We start from the raw sequence: 445 nt of genomic DNA, 5'->3' as shown, positions 1-445 counted from the left end.
GTATTCTTGAATAATCAATTATACCTAAGTCTTTAGCAATATCTCTAGCAGACCAGTTACTTGTTAAATATAAGTTTACCGCATCTAACTTCACTTCGGTTGAATATGCTCTATTTTTACCAGTTTTCAAACCTTCTTCACCAGCTATTTCATAAGCAAAAATCCATCTTCTGATTTGTTGGGTATCTTTAAAACCATATTTTTTTGATAAGGAATGATAACCAGTTCTCTTGTCAAGATACTCTTTAACAATCTTTAGTTTAAATTCAAATGTATATTTTGTCATAAAAAAATTGACCTCCATTAACTAGACTTTTTAGTCTAACTTATGGGGGTCATATCACATTATTCCAAGATTTTTTTTTATTTCCTCTTCTGATAAATCTGTCAGTAATTTTGTTGCCTTTACCTCTTGAGATTTTTGTAGTGCTAATTCTAACCAAAC

1 protein-coding gene is annotated in these 445 nt (G+C 29.7%); it reads right to left on the bottom strand.

Annotation, left to right across the window (positions count from 1 at the left end; all coding sequences use genetic code 11):
- Nucleotides 1–286 (bottom strand): transposase (locus FDW96_RS12735; protein WP_137365787.1); only part of this gene is annotated, 286 nt, incomplete at its 3' end.
- Between the last annotated feature and the right edge of the window lie 159 nt (nt 287–445).

The organism is Citrobacter sp. TBCS-15, from assembly GCF_005280815.1.
Taxonomy (GTDB): domain Bacteria; phylum Pseudomonadota; class Gammaproteobacteria; order Enterobacterales; family Enterobacteriaceae; genus Citrobacter; species Citrobacter werkmanii.
This window is presented reverse-complemented; position numbering and strand designations above follow the sequence as displayed.